The sequence below is a fragment of the Streptomyces sichuanensis genome (genome assembly GCF_020328095.1).
GTDB lineage: Bacteria > Actinomycetota > Actinomycetes > Streptomycetales > Streptomycetaceae > Streptomyces > Streptomyces cinnamoneus.
The window spans coordinates 18,651-39,924 of record NZ_JAIXMK010000088.1 but is presented as its reverse complement, the minus strand read 5'-3'; the positions used below and the strand labels follow the sequence as shown (position 1 = coordinate 39,924).

General features: G+C 73.2%; 18 protein-coding genes. 11 read left to right on the top strand and 7 right to left on the bottom strand.

Translation table 11 applies throughout. The features are described from left to right. Positions 1-125 precede the first annotated feature (125 nt). Positions 126-893, bottom strand: coding sequence for a DUF8842 C-terminal domain-containing protein (locus LE181_RS23315; protein ID WP_225663447.1), 768 nt, complete (start codon positions 891-893; stop codon positions 126-128). A 253-nt stretch (positions 894-1,146) separates the two neighbouring features. On the opposite strand from LE181_RS23315, the gene LE181_RS23310 reads away from it, so the two are divergent. Next, a complete protein-coding gene (locus tag LE181_RS23310; protein ID WP_225663446.1) occupies positions 1,147-2,397 on the top strand; it encodes a glycosyltransferase family 4 protein in 1,251 nt (416 codons plus the stop codon). A 62-nt stretch (positions 2,398-2,459) separates the two neighbouring features. Further along, the gene (locus tag LE181_RS23305; RefSeq protein WP_225663445.1) at positions 2,460-3,344 is read left to right on the top strand and encodes a hypothetical protein; all 885 of its coding nucleotides are present in this window, start codon (positions 2,460-2,462) and stop codon (positions 3,342-3,344) included. Positions 3,345-3,364: 20 nt separating this feature from the next. Here the strand turns inward: LE181_RS23305 and ctaD are convergent, their stop codons facing one another. Beyond that, positions 3,365-5,047, bottom strand: a complete 1,683-nt coding sequence (gene ctaD, locus LE181_RS23300) for an aa3-type cytochrome oxidase subunit I (protein WP_225663444.1) — start codon at positions 5,045-5,047, stop codon at positions 3,365-3,367. A 502-nt stretch (positions 5,048-5,549) separates the two neighbouring features. Here ctaD and LE181_RS23295 point away from each other — a divergent pair. Then, complete coding sequence (locus LE181_RS23295) at positions 5,550-5,765, top strand: I78 family peptidase inhibitor (RefSeq protein WP_225663443.1); 216 nt, start codon at positions 5,550-5,552, stop codon at positions 5,763-5,765. A 103-nt stretch (positions 5,766-5,868) separates the two neighbouring features. Here the strand turns inward: LE181_RS23295 and LE181_RS23290 are convergent, their stop codons facing one another. After that, positions 5,869-6,894 (bottom strand): phosphatase PAP2 family protein, encoded by a 1,026-nt coding sequence (locus LE181_RS23290; RefSeq protein ID WP_225663442.1) that lies wholly within the window; start codon positions 6,892-6,894, stop codon positions 5,869-5,871. Positions 6,895-7,156: 262 nt separating this feature from the next. Further along, on the bottom strand, positions 7,157-8,350 hold the full coding sequence (locus LE181_RS23285) for a glycosyltransferase family 39 protein (RefSeq protein ID WP_372458471.1): 1,194 nt from the start codon (positions 8,348-8,350) through the stop codon (positions 7,157-7,159). Positions 8,351-8,504: 154 nt separating this feature from the next. Here LE181_RS23285 and LE181_RS23280 point away from each other — a divergent pair, with 154 nt between their 5' ends. Beyond that, positions 8,505-10,094, top strand: coding sequence for an MFS transporter (locus LE181_RS23280; protein ID WP_225663441.1), 1,590 nt, complete (start codon positions 8,505-8,507; stop codon positions 10,092-10,094). A 102-nt stretch (positions 10,095-10,196) separates the two neighbouring features. Further along, positions 10,197-11,363 (top strand): acyl-CoA dehydrogenase family protein, encoded by a 1,167-nt coding sequence (locus tag LE181_RS23275; protein WP_225663440.1) that lies wholly within the window; start codon positions 10,197-10,199, stop codon positions 11,361-11,363. A gap of 15 nt (positions 11,364-11,378) precedes the next feature. On the opposite strand, the gene LE181_RS23270 is transcribed toward LE181_RS23275, so the two are convergent. Then, positions 11,379-11,822 carry a cell division protein SepF gene (locus LE181_RS23270; protein ID WP_190108815.1) on the bottom strand — a complete coding sequence of 148 codons (444 nt, stop codon included), beginning with the start codon at positions 11,820-11,822 and terminating at the stop codon, positions 11,379-11,381. A gap of 275 nt (positions 11,823-12,097) precedes the next feature. On the opposite strand from LE181_RS23270, the gene LE181_RS23265 reads away from it, so the two are divergent. The 6 genes from LE181_RS23265 (at position 12,098) to LE181_RS23240 (ending at position 19,201) form a co-directional block, all read left to right on the top strand. Then, a complete protein-coding gene (locus tag LE181_RS23265) occupies positions 12,098-13,360 on the top strand; it encodes a DUF5685 family protein (protein WP_225663439.1) in 1,263 nt (420 codons plus the stop codon). A gap of 372 nt (positions 13,361-13,732) precedes the next feature. Then, entirely contained in the window at positions 13,733-14,776 is a 1,044-nt protein-coding gene (locus LE181_RS23260) for an LLM class flavin-dependent oxidoreductase (protein WP_225663438.1), read from the top strand. A 110-nt stretch (positions 14,777-14,886) separates the two neighbouring features. Continuing rightward, complete coding sequence (locus LE181_RS23255) at positions 14,887-15,684, top strand: DUF1684 domain-containing protein (RefSeq protein ID WP_225663437.1); 798 nt, start codon at positions 14,887-14,889, stop codon at positions 15,682-15,684. A 251-nt stretch (positions 15,685-15,935) separates the two neighbouring features. Then, positions 15,936-16,847, top strand: a complete 912-nt coding sequence (locus tag LE181_RS23250; RefSeq protein ID WP_225663436.1) for a S1 family peptidase — start codon at positions 15,936-15,938, stop codon at positions 16,845-16,847. Between the two features lie 170 nt (positions 16,848-17,017). Further along, entirely contained in the window at positions 17,018-18,067 is a 1,050-nt protein-coding gene (locus tag LE181_RS23245) for a slipin family protein (protein ID WP_225663435.1), read from the top strand. Positions 18,068-18,304: 237 nt separating this feature from the next. Then, a complete protein-coding gene (locus tag LE181_RS23240; protein ID WP_225663434.1) occupies positions 18,305-19,201 on the top strand; it encodes a S1 family peptidase in 897 nt (298 codons plus the stop codon). Positions 19,202-19,283: 82 nt separating this feature from the next. Here the strand turns inward: LE181_RS23240 and LE181_RS23235 are convergent, their stop codons facing one another. Both LE181_RS23235 and LE181_RS23230 read right to left on the bottom strand, forming a co-directional pair. Then, positions 19,284-19,733: a subtilase-type protease inhibitor gene (locus LE181_RS23235; RefSeq protein WP_225663433.1), complete on the bottom strand. Its 450-nt coding sequence runs from the start codon at positions 19,731-19,733 to the stop codon at positions 19,284-19,286. A 437-nt stretch (positions 19,734-20,170) separates the two neighbouring features. After that, positions 20,171-21,211 (bottom strand): DUF3533 domain-containing protein, encoded by a 1,041-nt coding sequence (locus tag LE181_RS23230; RefSeq protein WP_225663432.1) that lies wholly within the window; start codon positions 21,209-21,211, stop codon positions 20,171-20,173. Positions 21,212-21,274: the final 63 nt, after the last annotated feature.

Sequence of the window (21,274 nt, the reverse complement as noted above, 5' to 3'; positions counted from 1 at the left end):
TGCGGCGGGTTCGTATGAGTACACATCCCTGCCAACGACCTCGCGCCCCGTCGGATGCGGTCCCGGGTACGAATGGCTCGCCGGGACCATGCCGGTGGGGTGCGCGACGGGGCGCAGCTCGCCGCTCATGTGCCCGCCAACGGCATGGCCGCGCCTACGAGCCGGCCGCCGGCGGCCGCCCGGTCCAGCGCCTCGCGCATCAGGTCCTCGCGCGGCTGTGCCCCGATCGTGCCGACCGGGGCACAGTAGACCAGCACCTGCCGGGTCTTGTTGACGGCGGCCCGCCACTCGTCGGCCACCTGCATCGCCTGGTGGGCCTGCCACCACGCCTGGGGCGCGGCCCCGCCGACCGGCGGCTGCAGCACGGCGTGCAGCTTGCCCACGGCCACCAGCACCGACCAGCCCGGGAGCGCCGGCGGCGCCTGGTCGAGGTCGGTGACGGGCGCGAAGCCCTGCTCGGTGAGCAGGTCGAGGAACACGTCCACGGGCCCGGTCGTGCCGGGCCGGGCGATCGGCCCCAGCGGCTCGACGACCAGCGCCGGGTGCACGTCCCCGCCGACGAGGACGAGTCCGCTCGTCACCCCGAGCTCGGCCTGCAGCGGCACCTCGCTCTCGCCCCCGCCGGTGATGGAGCGCACAGCCCCCTGCAGCTGCTCCTCGGAGACCGGCACCACCTGGGAGGGGATGCAGGCGGCGTGCGCGAAGGCCAGCACCGCCGTCTCGTCGCCGACGAACAGCACCGTGCTGGTGCGCTCCTTCTCCGTGTGGCCGGGGGTGCGGCAGGAGGTGCAGTCGTAGAGCCCCGGGGCGCTGTCGCCGCCCAGCAGTCGCTCCGCCTCTTCGGCGCCGATCTCGGCGCGTACCTCGTCGCTGACGTCGAGCATGCGCGGCACGGGGTCTCCCTCGAACGTGGTGTCGAACCTGGTGCGTGGTGAGCCGGGGCGTATCCCGGCTCGTAAGGAGACAACGGATGATCCATGGCCTGGGTCACGCCCGGGAAAAGTTCCCGGATCCGCTACCGATTCGCCATCTGTTGAAGAACGACTTGGTGATCAAGGCCAACCCCGGGGACCGCCCCACGGTCTAACCTCTCAGTGGAGGCGGGCTACCAGGACTGTCCGCGGCATACCGGCTGCATGGGGACGAATGCACATCTCATTCCTGATTCACAACGCGTACGGAATCGGCGGCACGATCCGCACCACGTACAACCTCGCGAGCACCCTCGCCGAGCAGCACGACGTGGAGATCGTCTCCGTCTTCCGCCACCGCCAGGAGCCGGTCTTCACGCCCAGCCCCAAGGTGCGGCTGCGCCATCTGGTCGACCTGCGCAAGGACGGTCCCGGCTACGAGGGCGACGACCCCGACCACGGGCGCCCGGCGACGGTCTTCCCCGCCACCGAGGGCCGCTACAAGCAGTACAGCGCGCTGACCGACCGGCGGATCGCCGAGCACCTGCGGAGCCTGGACTGCGACGTGGTCGTGGGCACCCGCCCGGGCCTCAACGTGCACATCGCCCAGCAGGCCCGCCGCGGCCCGGTCCGCGTCGGCCAGGAGCACCTGACGCTGAGCACCCACTCCCCGCGGCTGAAGCTGACGCTGCGCACGCACTATCCGCGCCTCGACGCGGTCACCACCGTGACCGAGGCCGACGCGGCGACGTACCGCAAGCTGATGCGGCTGCCCGGCGTGCGCGTCGAAGCCGTGCCCAACAGCGTGCCCGCCCCCGCCCTCGCCCCCGCCGACGGCACGGGCAAATGGGTGATCGCCGCCGGGCGGCTCGCCCCCGCCAAGCGCTACGACGTGCTGGTCCGGGCCTTCGCGACGGTCGCCGCCCAGCGCCCCGACTGGCGGCTGCGGATCTACGGTGCCGGGGCCGAGCGTGCCAAGCTGCGGGCCCTCATCGACAAGCTCGGCCTCTACAACCACGTCTACCTCATGGGCCCCGCCCATCCGCTGGAGCCGGAGTGGGCCAAGGGCTCCATCGGCGCGGTCACCTCCAGCCTGGAGTCCTTCGGCATGACCATCGTCGAGGCCATGCGCTGCGGCCTGCCGGTGGTCTCCACCGACTGCCCGCACGGCCCCTCCGAGATCATCGACGACGGCGTCGACGGGCTGCTCGTCCCCGTGGGCAAGCCGGAGGCCGTCGCCGCCGGCCTGCTGCGGCTGATCAACGACGACGAACTGCGCGCCCGCATGGGCCGGCAGGCCCTGGAGAACTCCGCGCGGTTCGACCCGGACCGGGTGGCCGGCCGCTACGAGACGCTCTTCACCGACCTGCTCTCCCGCGGCACCCTGCGCGGCTCGCTGCACCGCACCCGCGGTGCCCTGCTCAGCAGCGCCTTCCAGGCCAAGGACCGCAGTCGCTCCGCCCTGCGAAAGGTGCGTGCGGCGTGACGCGACCGACCCGGCCCACCGTGCCGACCCCTTCGACCACGACCTCCGAGGAGTGCACCGACGTGTCTGCCCCTCCCCTGGCCTTCGGCGCGGAGAACCCCAGCGCCGACTGCATCGCGGACTCCGCGGGCGGGCTGACCTTCGACCTCGACGCCCCCGGCAGCGCCGACGCGGCCGCGCACTGGTCCGCCGCGCTCGTGCTGCGGCGCCGCGGCGGCGCGGCGGGCGGGAGCGAGGACGAGGTCCGTCTGCCGCTCGCGCCCAGCGGCGCCGGCCGGGTGCGGGCCGTCCTGCCCAGCACGGTGGCCCTCCCCGAAGGCCGCTGGGACGTCCACGTGGCCTGCGGCGAGGCCACCCCGCAGCGGCTGCTGCCCGGCCTCGCCGACCTGCGCTCCCTCGTCGACCGCAAGCCCGGCCCCAGCACCTCGCCGCTCGCCGTCCGCATCCCGTACGCGACCAAGCACGGCAACCTCTCGCTGCGCAGCTGGCTGCGCGCCCCGCACGCCGAGGCGGGGGACGTGCTCGTCGGGGAGAGCGGCATAACCGGCCACGGCAGTCTCTACCGCGTCGAGGACCCCGCCGCCTGGCTGGCCGGGGCCGTCGTCGAGGCCCGTTGCCGTCGCGATGCGGACCTGGTGCGCACCGCGGAGGTCACCGCGGACGGCCAGGACTTCACCTTCGCCTTCTCCTACGCCGAGCTGTGCGAGGAGTGGCGGGGCGGGCTGGACGTGTGGGACCTGTGGCTGCGCGGGCCCGGCAGCGAGCGGACGGAGTCGGTCCGTATCGCTCGTATCCTCGACGACGTCGCCGACAAGAAGCAGATCTTCACCTACCCGGCGAAGTCCTACGCCGCCGCGTACGCCCCTGCCCGGGTGAGCCCGTACTACACCGTCGACAACGACCTTTCCCTCCGGGTCGACGAACGGCCGCCGGTGGCCGCCCGCTAGGACCGGGCGGCCCGCGATCGTCACTGCGCGGCGGGTTCGGCCGTGGGGTGCGGCCGTTCCCGTCGCTCCACCTCCGGGTGGTGCAGGTCGAAGGCGGGGGACTCCGAGCGGATCCGGGGCAGGGCGACGAAGTTGTGGCGGGGCGGCGGGCAGGAGGTCGCCCACTCCAGGGAACGCCCGTACCCCCACGGGTCGTCCGTCGGGACCTGCTTGCCGTACCGCGCGGTCTTCCAGATGTTGTAGAAGAACGGCAGGTTCGACAGGCCCAGCAGGAAGGCGCCGATGGTGGAGAGCGTGTTGAGCGCGGTGAAGCCGTCGGCCGCCAGGTAGTCGGCGTAGCGGCGCGGCATGCCCTCGGCGCCCAGCCAGTGCTGGACCAGGAACGTGGTGTGGAAGCCGGCGAACAGCGTCCAGAAGTGCACCTTGCCCAGGCGCTCGTCCAGCATCTTCCCCGTGAACTTCGGCCACCAGAAGTAGAAGCCGGCGAACGTCGCGAACACCACCGTGCCGAAGACCACGTAGTGGAAGTGGGCGACGACGAAGTAGGTGTCCGTGACGTGGAAGTCCAGCGGCGGTGACGCCAGGATCACTCCGGTCAGGCCGCCGAACAGGAAGCTCACCAGGAAGCCGACCGCCCACAGCATGGGCGTCTCGAAGGACAGCGAGCCCTTCCACATCGTGCCGATCCAGTTGAAGAACTTCACCCCGGTGGGCACGGCGATCAGGAACGACATGAAGGAGAAGAAGGGCAGCAGCACCGCGCCCGTGGCGAACATGTGGTGCGCCCAGACCACCACCGACAGGGCGGTGATGGACATGGTCGCCCCGATCAGCGTCAGGTAGCCGAAGATCGGCTTCCGGGAGAACACCGGGATGATCTCGGTGATGATGCCGAAGAACGGCAGGGCGATGATGTAGACCTCGGGGTGACCGAAGAACCAGAAGAGGTGCTGCCACAGCAGCGCGCCGCCCCACTCGGGCTCGAAGACCAGGGCCCCGAAGCGCCGGTCGGCCTCCAGGCAGAGCAGCGCGGCCGCGAGCACGGGGAAGGCCAGCAGGATCAGGATCGAGGTGAACAGCACGTTCCAGGTGAACACCGGCATCCGGAACATCGTCATCCCGGGGGCGCGCATGCCGATGACGGTGGTCAGGAAGTTGACCGCGCCCAGGATCGTGCCGAAGCCGGACAGCGCCAGCCCCATGATCCACATGTCGGCGCCGATCCCCGGGGACCGGGACAGGCCGCTGAGCGGCGCGTAGCCGGTCCAGCCGAAGGTGGCGCCGCCCTGCGGCATCAGCAGGCTGGCCACCACGATGAGGCCGCCGAAGAGGTACAGCCAGTACGAGAACATGTTCAGCCGGGGGAACGCCACGTCCGGCGAGCCGATCTGCAGCGGCATGATCGCGTTGGCGAAGCCCGCGAAGGCGGGGGTGGCGAACAGCAGCAGCATGATCGTGCCGTGGGCGGTGAACGCCTCGTTGAACTGTTCGTTGGTCATCAGCTGGAGGCCCGGGCGGGCCAGCTCGGCGCGCATCAGCATGGCGAGCAGGCCGGCGGCGAGGAAGAAGGCGAACGAGGTGATCAGGTAGAGGTGGCCGATCTTCTTGTGGTCGGTGGTCGTCAGCCAGTCCACGATGATCCGGCCGGGCCGCCGGGCCCCGGCCGGACCCGCTGCGGTGGCCGCCGCGGTCTCGGTCCCCATCCGTGTCCCCTCGCTGTCGGCTCACACGGGGTTCCGTGTGCACACGGGTTCCTCGGGCACCGCCATGATGCTCCGCGGGGGCGGGGCCGCGCGAGAGTGCCTCTGCCGACGCCCCGTCAATCAGGCCGTCTCCGCGTGGGCGTGAGATGCCGGAACTTTATATTCCGGGTAAGTTCCGAGGCACCGGGTCCCACGGCCGTGCCATTCCCCCGGACCGTGACGGATCACTGCCCTAAAGGCCCGCGCCATCGAATGCGAGGTGAACTCGCGAGGATTATCGGGGCCGTTCCGGAAGGGAATGGTGAATTCGGGTCGCCGGTTTTGCGGACGGGCTGGAGAAAATGCGGAAGGCCCGTACGGGTGATGCGTTCCGGGGCAAACCCCGGGCGGGACTTCTGTGACAGAAGTGTGACCAGTGGCGGACCGGACGCGGACCCCGGCATGCAGCGGCCCCGCCGGGGGCGGCTTCCCCGGCCGCACGCGGCCGCCTACGGTGGCTGCCATGGCACCTCTACCGCACCTGCCCGCAGACCCCGACGACGACCCGGAGGGCTACGTCGGCCTGCCCGCCGAAGCCGCCGCCGCCCGCGCCCGGGCCCGCGGCTGGACGGACGTGCGGGCGCTGCCGCCCGGAACGATCATCACCCTGGAGTACCGGGTCGGCCGGCTGAACTTCGAGGTCGAGCACGGCTCCGTGCTGCGCTGCTGGAAGGGCTGACCGCCGCGGCGGCCACCGGCGAGGGACGAGGAAGAGGGCGGCCCCGGAGAAGTCCGGGGCCGCCCTCTGTCATCTCCGTCGGCCGTGCGGCCGGTGCCGGGGCTCAGTTCCCGGTGGGTCTGCCGCGGCCCGCGTTCGGGCCCAGCGGCGAGGTGCGCGGCGCCCGGTCGGCGTGCGGCGGGCGGCGGCTTCCGGTGGGGGTGACCGGCGTCCGCTCCGAGCGGGCGGTGTGCGGCCGGGGCGGCAGGTGCGGCCTGCCGTCGGGGACGCGGAGCGCGGTCCCGCCCGGGCGGCTGCCGGCGCCCACCGGCTCGCGGACGGGCAGTTCGTCGTCGGCCGGGCCGCGCGGGGCGCCCAGCGGGACCGGTGCCGGCGACGCGGCGGGGGCCACGGCGGGGGCGCCGCGCCCGGACAGGCGCCGGCCCACGGCCAGCAGCCAGACCTCGGCGCGGGCCATGAGCGGCTCGAACCAGGGCAGGACGAGCAGCACCAGCAGGCCCGCGGTCCAGCCCAGGGTCACATCGCTCATCCAGTGCGTGCCCAGGTAGACGGTGGTCATCCCCACGCCCAGTGCCAGCATCGCGGCGGCCACCGAGGCGATCCGGCGGGCGCGCGGCGTGGTGGCCAGGTAGGCGAGGACGCCCCAGGTCACCACGGCGTTCGCGGTGTGACCGGAGGGGAATATGTCGCCGCCGGCGAACATCTCGTTCGAGCCCACCGCCGTCGCGTAGTGCGGCCCGAGCCGGCCCATGCCGAGCTTGGCGGCGCCCACGGTCGCGTTGAGCAGCAGCAGCGACGTGCCCAGCACCAGCAGGGGGCGCAGGGTCTTGTGCTGGTAGGTGCACCACCCCAGCCAGGCGGCCACGGCCACCGCCGTCGGACCGCGCTGGCCCAGGACTATGAAGTAGTCGAGGAAGGTGTGGATCTCCGGCCACTGCTTGTACGGCCGGAAGAGCATCACCTGCCAGTCGAACCGCACCGGCCAGGACGTGGTGACCACGCCGACCACGATCGCCGCGTAGACCACACACGTCGCGGCAAAGATGCCCAGGCGGGTCCGGGTCATCCGCGGCCGCACGGGGCTGGTCGGGTGCTCGTCCGCCGGGGCGAGCTCGTCATGGGTATGCACTCAATCGACGTTACATTGCGTGACGGGAGGCTTAGGCCGATCGGGGCCCTTTGTGATGACGATGTGATGTGGAATGCGTCTCAATCGTGGCGCGGGTCCAGGTTTGAAACCCCGGAATAAGAATCAGCTAAACAATCGTCAGCGCCCCGGGTCAAAGGTCCGGGGCGCTTGAATTCCATTCCGTACGAAGCCGTTTATCGGCGATTGTCCGAGCGGTTTCTCCGCGTTCGCCGCCGGCCCGCCGGAAGCGCCGTAGATATGATCATGGCGGTCCGGAGCCGTGCAGCCAGAACGCGCCGTATACGGCAGACGCAAGCGCAACGACGGTGACCACCGTCACCGCGCGCACCGTCCGTAGCCGGACCAGCGCCGCGGCCAGGGGGAGCAGCAGCGGGAAGGCGGGCATCATCAGGCGCGGCTTGGAGCCGAAGTAGCCCTTGGCGGTCAGCGTGAGCAGCAGGACCGTGCCCGAGAAGACGAGGAGCGGCAGCGGCTGCCCCTGCCGCACCCCGGCCCGGTACAGCAGGCCCACCAGCACCACGCCGGCCAGCAGTGCCAGACCGGCCGGGAAGGCGGGGCCCGTCAGCCGCTCCCCGATGAACGAGCCGAAGGCCAGCCCGCCGTCGAAGCCGTTGCCCCAGCCGCCCTGCACGTCGAGGTAGCCGGTGACGCTCCCGGTGCGCACGCCCACCCAGGCGACGTACGCGAGCCACCCCAGGGGAGCGAGCGCCACGCCCGCCACCATGCGGCCGAGGGGGAGCGACGGCCCGTCCGGCCGGCGGCGCGCCCGCAGCAGAGCCACCGCCGCGGTGATCCACACGGCCGCGACCACCGCCGCGCCCACCGGCCGCGTCAGCCCCGCCAGCGCCGCCAGCGCGCCCGCCCCCACCCACCGGCCGGTCAGCACGGCGTACACGCTCCACGCCGCCAGCGCCGTGAAGAGGGACTCCGAGTACGCCATCGACTGCACCACGCCGACCGGCAGCGCCGCCCACAGCACCACCAGGGCCACGCCCGTGCGCCGCCCGTACAGGTGGTCGCCGACCGCGAAGATCCCCCAGGCCGCGGCCGGCGACGCGACGGCCGCGACCACCAGCCCCGCGTCGCCCGCCGAGAGCGGGAAGAGGGCGGACAGCCCCCGCTCCAGCCACGGGAGCAGGGGGAAGAAGGCCATGTCGGAGTGGACCTTGCCGCCGGGAAGGTGCAGCGTGTAGCCGTAGCCCTGCTCGGCGATGCGGGCGTACCAGAGGGAGTCCCAGCGCGCCGAGAGCAGGTGCCGGGCCCCCTTGCCGTCGGCGAGCCCCCACAGGGCCAGCGCCACGACGCCCAGCGCCCGCACCGCCGCGTACAGCAGCAGGGCGGGTGCGGCCCGGCGCAGCGCGGCGCCGGCCGCGGCGGCGCGCGGCGGGGCGACGGCGTCGCGGGCCGTGCCGGGAGAGGGAGCGAGAGGTGTCACCGGTCGATTGTCCCAGCCCCGCTACGTGAGGCGGGCCACGTGGCATCCGGTGGGACTCGCGTACTCTGTCGATTCACTCGCCCCTCGACTCCGCCGGGGCCCCTCACGAACCCAAGGCCCGCGGCGGCCGCGAGCGCACGACACGGAGGTGTGGATGTCCGGGACGACCACCGCCGGCCCCCGACGGCCGGTCGGCGTTCCCCGGCAGCGGCCCCGGCCGCGCCGCGCGAACGGCCACGGTGGCGCGGGCGCGAACCGCTGGACCGTGCTCGTCGTCCTCTGCGTCAGCCTGCTCCTGGTCGCCGTCGACGCCACCGTGCTGCACGTCGCCGTCCCCGCCGTCACCGAGGACCTGCGCCCCGGTGCGATACAGCTGCTGTGGATCGTCGACGTCTACCCGCTCGTCTGCGCCTCGCTCCTCATCCTCTTCGGCACCCTCGGCGACCGTGTCGGCCGCCGCCGCGTGCTGCTGCTGGGCTACGCCCTCTTCGGCGTGGCCTCCGCGACGGCCGCCCTCGCCACGGCCCCCGAGGTCCTCATCGGCGCCCGGGCGCTGCTCGGCGTCGGCGGTGCGATGATCATGCCGGCGACGCTCTCCATCCTCCGGCAGGTCTTCCCCGACCGGGGGGAGCGCGCGGTGGCCATCGGCGTGTGGAGCGCGGTCGCCGCCGTGGGCGCGGCCGTCGGCCCGCTGCTCGGCGGCTTCCTGCTGGAGCACTTCTGGTGGGGCTCGGTCTTCCTCATCAACATCCCGCTCATGGCGGTCAGCCTCCCGGTCGGGCGCTGGCTGCTCCCGGAGTCGACCGGCGAGCGCGACGGCCCCTGGGACGTGCTCGGCGCGCTGATGGCGGCGTTCGGCCTGTTCGGCGTCGTCTACGGCGTGAAGCACGTCGGCGACGCGGCGCTCTCGCTCGGCACGGTCGTCCCGGCGGGGCTCGGCACCGCCCTCCTCGTCCTCTTCGTACGCCGCCAGCGCCGGCGCACGCATCCGCTGGTCGACCTGACGCTGTTCGCCCGGCCCGCCTTCGGCACGTCCGTCGGCTGCATCGTGCTGGCCATGCTGGCGCTGGTCGGTCTGGAGCTCGTCGCCGCCCAGTACCTGCAGCTCGTGCTGGGGCTCACTCCGCTGGAGACGGGCCTGCGGCTGCTGCCGCTCACGCTCGCCGCGATGGCGGCGGGGCTGGCGGGCTCCCGGGTGCTGCACCGCTTCGGGCCGCGCGCCATGGTCGCCACGGGATTCGTCCTGACGGCCATGGCCGTGCTCTCGCTGACCGTGATGGGCCGGGAGGACCGGCCCGTCGCCCTCGTCGTCGGCTTCGTCCTGCTCGGCTTCGGCCTGGAGACCACCCTGTTCGGGGCGTACGAGTCCATGCTGAGCGAGGCCCCGGCCCGCTCCGCCGGCGGCGCCGCGGCGATCGGCGAGACCTCCTACCAGCTCGGCGCGGGCATCGGCATCGCGCTGCTCGGCAGCGTCATGAACGCCGCGTACGCGCCCCGGGTGGCCGCGGTTCCCGGCGTCCCGAGTGCCGCGGGCCGCGACGCCCGGCACTCCCTGGGCGAGGCGTACGACATCGCGGACCGTCTGGGCGGCCCGGCGGGCGCCGCCCTGCGGAACGCGGCCCGCGACTCCTTCGTCCACGGTCTGCACGTGACGCTGGCGGTCAGCGCCGGACTGCTGCTGCTCGGCGGGCTGGCCGCGCTGCGCCTGCCGCGGACGATGGACTCCGGGGAGCCCGCGGCCTGAGCCGCTCCGCCGGCCGGGGAAAACGGGTCTGGACGCCGGGGGTTACCCGGTCGTAGCGTCGGGGGTGACCGACGATCACCCCCTGCCGCGCCGGAGGCCACCGTGTTCGACCCGCTTGATCCGCTGGGCATCGACGACCTCCTCACCGACGAGGACCGGGCCGTGCGGGACACCATGCGGCGGTGGGCCGCCGACCGCGTGCAGCCCCACGTCGCCGAGTGGTACGAGCGCGGCGAGGCCCCCGTGCGCGAACTCGCCCGCGAGCTGGGCGCCATGGGAGCCCTCGGCATGCAGCTCACCGGCTACGGCTGCGCGGGCGCGACCGCCGTCCAGTACGGACTGGCCTGCCTGGAGGTGGAGGCGGCCGACTCCGGCATCCGCTCCCTGGTCTCCGTGCAGGGCTCCCTGGCGATGTACGCCATCCACCGCTTCGGCTCCGAGGAGCAGAAGCAGCGCTGGCTGCCGGGCATGGCGGCCGGCGAGACCATCGGCTGCTTCGGGCTGACGGAGCCCGACCACGGCTCGGACCCCGGCGGCATGCGCACGTACGCCAAGCGCGGGGCGGGCGGCGACTGGGTGCTGACCGGCCGCAAGATGTGGATCACCAACGGCTCGGTGGCCGGGGTGGCCGTCGTCTGGGCCCGCACCGACGAGGGGATCAGGGGATTCGTCGTCCCCACCGACAGCCCCGGCTTCTCGGCCCCCGACATCCACCACAAGTGGTCCCTGCGCGCCTCGGTCACCAGCGAGCTGGTGATGGACGAGGTGCGGCTGCCCGCCGATGCCGTGCTGCCGGAGGCCACCGGGCTGCGCGGGCCGCTGGGCTGTCTGAACCACGCGCGGTACGGCATCGTCTGGGGCGCCATGGGCGCCGCCCGCACCTGCTTCGAGACGGCGCTCGACTACGCGCGCACGCGCGAGCAGTTCGGCAGGCCCCTCGGCGGCTTCCAGCTGACGCAGGCCAAGCTGGCGGACATGGCGGTCGAACTGCACAAGGGCGTGCTGCTGGCCCACCACCTGGGGCGGCGGATGGACGCGGGGACGCTGCGGCCGGAGCAGGTGAGCTTCGGGAAGCTGAACAACGTGCGGGAGGCGATCGAGATCTGCCGCACGGCCCGCACGATCCTGGGGGCCAACGGGATCTCGCTGGAGTACCCCGTCATGCGGCACGCCACCAACCTGGAATCGGTGCTGACGTACGAGGGCACCGTGGAGATGCACCAGCTGGTCCTGGGCAAGGCGCTCACCGGCCTCGACGCCTTCCGGTGAGCACCTGCCCAGGGCTCAGCTCTGGTTGAAGAAGCCGCCGTGCGCGCGGTTCCCCTCCCCGCTGACGACCTTGTAGTCGGCGGGGGTCAGCAGGAACACGCGGTTGGCCACGCGCTCGATGGAGCCGCGCAGGCCGAAGGTCAGGCCGGCGGCGAAGTCCACGACCCGCTTGGCGTCGCTGGGCTCCATGCTCGTGAGGTTGACGATCACCGGGACGCCGGCCCGGAAGAGCTCGCCGATGCCACGGGCGTCCCGGAAGCCGTCCGGGGTGACCGTGGCGATGCGGGTGCCCTGTTCCTGGGCGACCTCGTCGGCCACCCGGACCTTGGGGTTGGTCACCCAGGAGTCGCCGGTCTCGGGCCCTTCGTCCGAGTCCTCTTCGTAGCCGCCGTAGTAGCGCTCGTCATCGCTGTCGTCGACGAGGCCAAGCCAGGCACTCGCCTTGCGCACCGATCCCATGGACGCCTCCTCTCACACGCGGTGTGTTCCGCCCGCTCCTCTATGGTCGTCCATGATGCGGATGATGTGCCAAGTGGATGGCGGCCATGCGGGGATTTCGTGACGCATCTGGTGCAAAGCGGGTGGCGGTGCGTCAGAAACCCCTGATGTCTGGCCGCAGGCGCTGGACCTGGGCATATGCGGCATGGGTCGAGGAGGGCGGGCTCCGGCCCAGCTCGATTGTCCCCGGTGAATAGGATGCCCGGGCACATCGACACCACACACGGGGGCACGTTTTGTTCGGGATCATCAGGCCATGCCGTCACCGGCTGTCCGAAGGCATGCGAACCGAGTGGATGGCCCATCTCTGCGGCCTCTGCCTGGCACTGAAAGGCGATCACGGGCAGTTTGCTCGAATAGCAACCAACTATGACGGCCTGGTCATATCGGTGCTCGTGGAGGCGCAGTCCTCACGCGAGGAGGCCGGCACCTGGCGGCGCACCGCGGGACCCTGCCCGTTGCGCGGGATGCGCTCGGCGCCGGTGGCGCAGGGCGAGGGTGCGCGGCTGGCCGCCTCCGTCTCGCTCGTCCTCGCCTCCGCCAAGATGCGGGACCATGTCGCCGACGGCGACGGCGTGTTGGCGCGCCGCCCCGTCGCGGCCGTCGCCCGCCGGGTCGCCGCCACCTGGGACCGCGCGGGCGCCCGTACGGGCTCGGAACTCGGATTCGACACGGCCGTTCTGGTCGACGCGGTGGAACGGCAGGCCGGCATCGAGGCGCTGGTGCGCACCGGCACACCGCTGCTGGAGGTGACCGAGCCCACGGAGACGGCCACCGCGGCGGCCTTCGGCCACACCGCCGTCCTGGCCGGAAAGCCGGCCAACCGCCCGCCGCTGGAGGAGGCCGGGCGGCTCTTCGGTCGGCTCGCCCATCTGCTGGACGCCGTCGAGGACCTGGCCGAGGACGCCCGCACCGGGGCGTGGAACCCGGTGGCCGCCACCGGCACCGACCTCTCCGAGGTGCGGCGGCTGTGCGACGACGCGGTGCACGGTGTGCGGCTGGCGCTCCGGGAGGTCGAGTTCGCGAGCAAGGCGCAGGGCAGGCTCGCGCACCTCCTGCTGGCGCACGAGCTGGAGCGGTCCGTGGAACGGGCGTTCGCCGGCGGCGGCTGCGCCACCGGTCACGGACGGGCCGAGCATGGACGGGCCGAGCACGCGCCGTCCGGTCACGGACAGGCCGGGCACCGGGGCGCGTTCGGGGCGCCGCCGCAGATGCCGCCGCCGCCCGCGCCGCCGGAGCCGCCGCGGCGGCGCGGTCTGATCACCGGCTGCCTGGTGTGGACCGGCTTGTTCTGCACCGGGCAGGTGTGTTGCAAGGACCCCTACCGGGACCCGTGGGACGGGCGGCCGCGCGAGGGGTGGTGTGCGAAGTGCTGTGACCACTGCGACTGCGGGAACTGCGATGGCTGCAGCAACTGCACTGACTGCTGCCAGTGTTGCGGAGAAGACGGTGGCGGCTGTTGTGACGGGTGCGACTGCGGGTGTGACTGCGGTTGCTGAGGGAAAACACGGTGCGAGGGGAGGGGGTTGCGGCCGCACGGGCCGCGTGAAGGAAGGCAGCGGGGCCGGGTGCGCGAGAGCGCCCGGCGGGGTGGGGTCAGCGCGTACAGGAGGCGGACCACACCCGACCGAAGTCGATGTGGTCGCGGGTGACCAGCCGCTGTCCGGGATACATGGAACAAGTGGAACAGCCGTTCATTTCTCCCGTCAACTCCCGTAGGGCGCAACGCCCGTCATGTGGACGCCCGTGGGTACGGGGTTGACAGCGAGCCGTGGCCCCGGCATAGCCTCGGACTCCGGCCGCGCTGAGGGGCGCTGCCGGGCGAAGGCAGCACGTCCCGTGTCCGATCCCCGCCTCCACGGAGCCTTCGCATGCCCGCGCATCCGCCTCCCCTCCCCGGCCCCACCCGGCCCCTGCACCTGGCCGTCGCCCTCGACCGGCCCGGCACGTACGCGGCCGAGCCGTACGTCGAGGCCGCCCGGCTCGCCGAACGCGGCTGCCTCGACTTCGTCACGCTCGGCGATGCCCCCGGCCCGCCCGGCGGCGGGGGCGGCGGATTCGACGCGCTCGCCGTCCTCGCCCGCGTCGCGCCCGCCACCGCTCGGATCGGCCTCGTGCCCACCGTCACCACCCACCGCACCGAGCCCTTCCACCTCTCCTCCGCCCTGGCCACCCTCGACCGGGTGAGCCGGGGCCGCGCCGGCTGGACCGTCGAGGCGGCCGCCGCACGGCGGGAGGCAGAGGCGGCCGCCGCGTGGCGGGAGGCGGGGGCGGTCGCCGAAGCCGTCGCCCGGCTGTGGGACAGCCGGGAGGACGACGCCGGGATCCGCGACGTGGCCACCGGCCGCTTCGCCGACCGCGGCAAGCTGCACCGCGTCGATGTCGAGGGGCCCGGCTCCGGCGTGCGCGGCCCCGCCGTCGTGCCCCGGCCCCCGCAGGGCCGTCCCGTGATCGCCGTCGACGCCACCGCCCGGCGGCCCCGGGAGACCGCCGCCCGCCACGCCGACATCGCCTACGTGCGTACGGGGGCCGTCCACGACCCGCGTGCCGTACGGGCGTTACGTGCCGCCCGCGCGGACCTGCGTCGCCGCGCCCTCGCCCACGGTCGCGACCCCGCCTCCCGCGCCGGCCGGCTCGTCCTCCTCGCCTCCGTGCCCGTCGCGCTGTACACGGCCGCCGACGCCGTCGCCCTCGCCGACCTCGTCGCCGGCTGGTACGCGGACGGCGTGGCCGACGGATTCCACTTCCGGCCCGCCGCCCCCGACCGCGACCTGGCCCTGCTCGTCGACGGCACCGTGCCCGTCCTGCAGCACCGCGGGCTGCTGCGCAACTTCTACCCGGGCGGCACCCTGCGTGAGCACCTGTGCCTGGTCCGCCCGGCCAACCGCTGTGCGTCCGCCGAGGAGACCGCATGACCGCACCGGGCCGCCGGCCGGAGCGTGGCGCGTTCCGCACGGAGTACACGGGGGCGACGCTCCGCGAACACCCGGGGGCTGCCGCTGCCGGTGTGGAAGGGTTGACCGGCATGAGCACAAGTGAGGCGCAACAGCGGTGGAAGGCGTGGCGCGAGCAGCGCCATGAGGCGGTCTCGGCGCCCTACGGGCCGCTCGCCCTGACCGGTACGTACTGGCTCGCCGACAGCCCGGGCGGAACACTTCCGGCCACTCCCGCCGTGCCCGGCCGCTGGACGCAGGAGCCCGGGGGTGTGCGGCTGAGCGCCGGCCCGGGAGACGGGCTGACGATGGACGGGCGCCCGTGGGAGGGCGAGGTGCTGCTCGGCCCCGACGGCGGGCCGGCCGCCGCCCGGGTCGCCCACGGCGGGCGGAAGCTGCTGGTCATGCGCCGCGAGGGACAGTGGGCCGTGCGCGTCTTCGACCCGGACGCGGCCGGGCGCCGGGCGTTCGCCGGGATCGGCGTCTTCGACCACGACGAACGCTGGGTGCTGGCGGGGCTGTTCCGCCCCTACGAGCGCGAGCGCACGATCGCGGTGGAGAACGCCGACGGCCGTGAGCGGGGCCTGGACCTCGCCGGCGAACTGGCCTTCGGCATCGGTGGCGACGAGCACACGCTGCAGGTCTCGGCCGAGGCCGATGGCTCGATGTGGGCCGTCTTCGCCGACGGCACCAGCGGCCGCTCCAGCTACCGCTTCCGCTTCCTCAAGCCCCCGCCGCCCGCGGCCGACGGCTCGGTGACCGTGGACTTCAACCGCGCGGTGCTGCCGCCGTGCGCCTTCGCCGACCACTTCATCTGCCCCTTCCCGCCGCCCGGCAACCGGCTGCCGATCGAGGTGCCGGCGGGGGAGCGGAACCTCCTGCGGCGCTGAGGCGTCGAAGCGGCGGACCGGCGAGCGTCCCCCCAGCGGAAGCCCCGGCGGCCGACGAGCCGCCGGGGCCGTTCGGCGTGCGCCGGGGGCGCGTCCGAAAGGTGCCCTTGCGCCGTGCGGTGCCGGGCCCGAATACTCCCGAACAGCGCTTGTCAGGGGCACGACGAAAACGGAATCCGGTGTGCCCCTTTCGCTGCGCCTCACGGGTCCGCGCACCCGGCGGGCCCCCGACCCCACTCGGGAGGAACCACGTGAGGATCAAGCGCACCACCCCCCGCCCCGGCACCCGGCGAGCCACGGTGACCGCCGTGGTCTCCGGCCTCGTCACCGTCTCCGCCCTCGCCGCCACCACCGCCCACGCCGACCCGGCGGCCGCCCCCTCCGCCGCGCAGCTGTCCGCCGCGAGCGCGGCCGTGGAGTCGGCCGACGTCGCCGGCACGGCCTGGTCCGTGGACAGGGCCACCGGCACCGTGGTGGTGACCGCCGACGCGACCGTCTCCGACGACGCCCTGGCGAGGATCAGACGCGAGGCCGGACCCGTCGCCGACGCCATACGCGTCGAGCGCACCCCCGGCACCTTCCGTCCGCTCCTGGCCGGCGGCGACGCCGTCTACGCGCCGAGCTGGCGCTGCTCGCTGGGGTTCAACGTACGCAAGGGCAACACCTATTACTTCCTGACCGCCGGGCACTGCACCGAGGGCAAGCCGGCCTACTACGCCAACTCCGCGCACACCACGAGCATCGGCCCCACCACCGGGACCAGCTTCCCCGGCAACGACTACGGCATCGTGCAGTACACCAACGGCTCGATCGCCCACCCCAGCGAGGTCAACCTCTACAACGGCCGCTCCCAGCGCATCACCGGCGCCGGCAACGCGAGCGTCGGACAGAGCGTCCAGCGCAGCGGCTCCACGACCAAGGTGCACGGCGGCAAGGTCACCGGCCTGAACGCCACCGTCAACTACGGCGGCGGCAAGATCGTGCGCGGCCTGATCAAGACCGACGTCTGCGCCGAGCCCGGCGACAGCGGCGGCGCACTCTTCGCCGGCTCCACCGCCCTCGGCCTCACCTCCGGCGGCAGCGGCAACTGCCGCTCCGGCGGCACGACCTTCTTCCAGCCGGTCACCGCGGCGCTCAGCGCTTACGGGGTGAGCATCTTCTGACCCCCTGCGTGACCGGACCCGGCGTCTGACCGCGAGCGCGCTCCGCCCTTCCCCATGCCTGCGGCCAGCAGCACGAGGCCCCCGGCCCCTCGCGGGCCGGGGGCTCGACCACGCTCCGGGCCGGGCATACCGTGGACATATCGCCCGACGTGCGACGGCAGGGGGCCGTGATGGTCGAGGATCTCGTGGTGGCGGCGGTGGCGGCCGGATCGGCGGCCGTGGTGTACGTGGCGGCGGCGGCCCGGGTGGTCAAGCAGTACGAGCGCGGAGTGGTGCTGCGGCTGGGCAGGCTGCGCTCCGAGATCCGACACCCGGGTTTCACGCTGATCGTTCCGGGCGTCGACCGGCTGCGCAAGGTGAACATGCAGATCGTCACCATGCCCGTGCCCGCCCAGGAGGGCATCACCCGGGACAACGTGACCGTGCGGGTGGACGCGGTCGTCTACTTCAAGGTCGTCGACCCGGCCGAGGCCGTCATCCAGGTCGAGGACTACCGCTTCGCGGTCTCGCAGATGGCCCAGACCTCGCTGCGCTCGATCATCGGCAAGAGCGATCTGGACGATCTGCTCTCCAACCGGGAGAAGCTCAACCAGGGCCTGGAGCTGATGCTCGACAGCCCGGCCGTGGGCTGGGGCGTGCACATCGACCGGGTGGAGATCAAGGACGTCTCGCTGCCGGAGACCATGAAGCGGTCCATGTCGCGGCAGGCGGAGGCCGAGCGGGAGCGGCGGGCGCGCGTCATCAACGCGGACGCGGAACTACTGGCGTCGAAGAAGCTGGCGGAAGCCGCGCAGACGATGTCCCAGCAACCGTCGGCGCTGCAACTGCGGCTGCTGCAGACGATTGTCGCCGTCGCCGCCGAGAAGAACTCCACGCTCGTGCTGCCCTTCCCCGTCGAGCTGCTGCGGTTCCTGGAGCGTGCCGGGCATCCGGAGGGCCCGCAGGCACCGGGCCCGCAGACGCCGGGCCGGGCCGCGGACGGCGCGGCCGCGCCGTCCCCGGGCGACGATGTCCCCCCGGGCGACGATGTCCCCCCGGTCGAGGAGGTTCCCCCGGTCGAGGAGGTGCCCCTGGACGGGGCGTTGCCCCCGGCCGGACAGCTGCCCCTCGACGGGGCGCTGCCCCCGCTCGGTGAGCTGCCCCCGGACGGGACGTTGCCGCCGAAGGAGGAACCGCCCCCGGACGAGGCACCGGGCGCTGCTGACACCGGGCGCACGTAGGCCCGTTCCTCCCCTCTGACCGCCCCCTCGCGCAGAAGCCGGCGCTTCGCGCGCGAGGGGGCGCATGCATGGGCATGCGCGCGACTGGAAGTCGCCCTTGTGCACTCCCTCCCCGGATCGGCACACTCGACGGACCAACTTGGCATGGACGCGACCTCCATCGGGGGGTGCGGCTGTGTCGTTCGTCCTCCGGGCCCGGGTGCGTGGCCGGGCCCACCCCCCACTGGAGGTGCCGAGTTGAAGATCCGTTGGAGGTCCGTTCGCGCCGTCCTGGCCGGGGCGGCGCTCGCTGCACTCACCGCGGTGACCCTGGCCCCGCAGCAGGCCCAGGCGCTGCCCGGGCACCTGCGCCCCTCACCCGTCCGTCTCGACGCCGTCCAGCAGGTGCTGAACGAGCGCGCCGCGATTCCCGGCACCGCATGGGTGACGGATCCCAGAGCCGGACGGGTCGTCGTCACCGCCGACAGCACGGTCACCGGCGCCAGGCTGGCGCGGCTCACGGAGGTCACCTCCGCCCTCGGCGAGGCGGTGGAGGTGCACAGGATCTCCACCCCGCTCACCCGGCTCATCGCCGGCGGCGACGCCGTCTGGGGTCCGTCCGCACGCTGTTCGCTGGGGTTCAACGTCGTCAGGGCCGGCCGGCCCGCCTTCCTGACGGCCGGGCACTGCGGCAAGGCCGTCACCGACTGGTCCGGGACCAAGGGCGGACCGGTGATCGCCCGCACGGTCGCGGCCGGCTTCCCGGGCAACGACTACGCCCTCGCGGAGTACACCGACCCGCCGGTCGCCCACCCGGGCACGGTGACCGTGGGCAACGGCGGTGCGCAGGCCATCACCGGGTTCCGGGACGCGGTCCTGCGCGAGGGCGTCCAGCGCAGCGGCTCCACCACCGGCGTCCGCAGCGGCCACGTCACCGGCCTGAACGCCACGGTCAACTACCAGGAGGGCCAGGTGACCGGGCTGATCAAGACGGACGTCTGCGCCGAGCCGGGGGACAGCGGCGGCCCCCTCTTCGCCGGTGACAAGGCGCTGGGAATCACATCGGGCGGCAGTGGTAATTGTGTGCGGGGCGGGGAAACCTACTACCAGCCGGTGGGCGAGGCCCTCGCGGCGTACGGGGCGGCCCTGGGCTGACGCCCCCTCATGGACCGGCGGCCCCCGGACACACCTCCACGGTGTCCGGGGGCCGCCTCGTGCCCGGTGCCGGGCGGACCGGTCAGAACTCGAAGACCGTGCCCTTGCCCGCCTTGAGCTCACACGGGTTGGCGAAGGTGCGCTCGAAGCTCACCCGGCGGCCTTCCCACACGCCCTCGGCGGTGACGACGGAGGGGTTCCACTCGCGCGTGCAGGCCGTGCCCTCCTTGATCTTGGTGACCTTCTCGAAGTCGCCGCCGGCCAGGCGCAGCTGGGCGCAGGCGCCCCGCGTGTTCGGGTGGGTGCCGTCGGCCTTGGGCATGCAGGTGAGCGTCACCGCGCGCTGGACGCCCGCGGCCGTCGCCGAGTCGCCCTGACCGATCGTCAGCACGAGGGCCGAGGGCGCGTACAGACTCTGCGTCTGTGCCGCGGGTGCGGGCGAGGGCGCGGCGGTCGCCGACGTCCCGGCCGCTACCAGGCCGCCCAGTGCCAGCGCGGCCCCCAGCGCGAACCCCCCAGTGATGTACCGCATTCCGAACACTCCCTTGTTCGTCGGGTCAGATAACGGACGGCAGTCTGGCCCAACTCGGGCATGAACGCACCCCGATCGAACACTTTCAGTCGTCGCATGAAAACCCTCAGTAGCGCTTGGTTCTGGCCGGATTCGATGGGCGGGAGATCCTCCGGGGAACTCCGGGGAAACATAGGCCCCGTAGTGTTGCCCGACTTGTACGAGAAAGGGAGGAATTAATGTTTCAGGAGTGTTGACCAGCGATGATGCCTTGAAATCATTGACGAAACATCAGGCGTGGCCGAAGAAGTTTGATCCGATAGCCTGTTGATCATTGAATCCAAGGGGTGTCGGGGTGATGTGGAGTTCCCCTCCGCCCCGGCCGAAAAGCGGTCCGGGCCGGGTCCGGCCCGCGCCCGCGTACGGGGCGGGCCGCGGCAGCATTGGCCGAAGAGTGCTCAGACCGACCGTTCGGTCTGCCCCTTCCGGCCCCTGAACGAGGCGCTCGCGAGCGTCACCGCCGTGCCCGCCACCGCCCAGCCGGACAGCACCAGCAGGGGGCAGGTGAGGGCGTTGCCGTGGAAGTAGGCGAGGGACCGGGCGGACCAGGTGCCCGCGCCCGGCGGCAGGAACGGGCCGATGGTGCCCCAGAAGGGCGGCAGCAGGGGGTAGGGGTAGGCGCCGCCCGCGCTGGGGTTGCCCAGCACCACCACGATCGCGATCGCGAGCCCGATGCCGACGACGCCCGCGAGCCCCTGGAGGGCCAGGGTCAGGGCGCCGACGGCGAACACCACCAGGGCGCCCAGGCCCCACAGTCCGGCGATGCCGCCCGGCAGTGCGCCCAGGACGGGGCCCGCGACGACCGCGCCGAGCAGCCCCGAGCCGAGGGCGTACAGGGCGAGTGCCGCGAGCCGGACCAGGGCCCGGTGGGCGTTCGCGGGGCGGGCGCCCGCGCTGATCGCCAGGATCGCGGCGCACAGGTAGCCGCCCACGCACCAGCCCACGACCAGGTAGAACGAGCTGAGCCCACGGGAGTCGCCGGCGGCCGCCGGGACCACGTCGACGGTCTTCAGGGTGCGCTGCTGTGCCCGTTCGGCGCGGGCGACGACCGCCTCGGTGGCCTGGGCGAGCGAGCTGCCGGAGCCGCCGGCGACCAGCAGGGTGTCGGTGGTGCCCCGCGGGTCGACGATCAGGGCCGCGTCGAGATCGCGTTCGTGGATCTGCCGCAGCGCCGCCGCCTCGTCGCCGACCGTGCGCGGATCCAGGGGATGGCCGGGCAGTGCGGCCAGCTCGTACGTCAGTTGCCCCGCGATCTGCCGCGGGGCCACCACGCCGAGCGGGACGTCCCGGGGCTTCGGGCTGTGGAAGGCGCCGATGTAGGAGGCGATGAAGGCGAGCTGCAGCACCAGCACGCCGGTCACCAGCAGGGCGGCCCGGCCCGTCACCGCGTCCCGCACCTCCTGGAGGAAGCCGGTGCCGTCGCGGGGGGAGTGGGCCATGTGCGTCAGCCTGCGGGGTCCGCCGGGGTGGCGCAGGCGGTGGGGGCCGTCCGGGTGATCGCC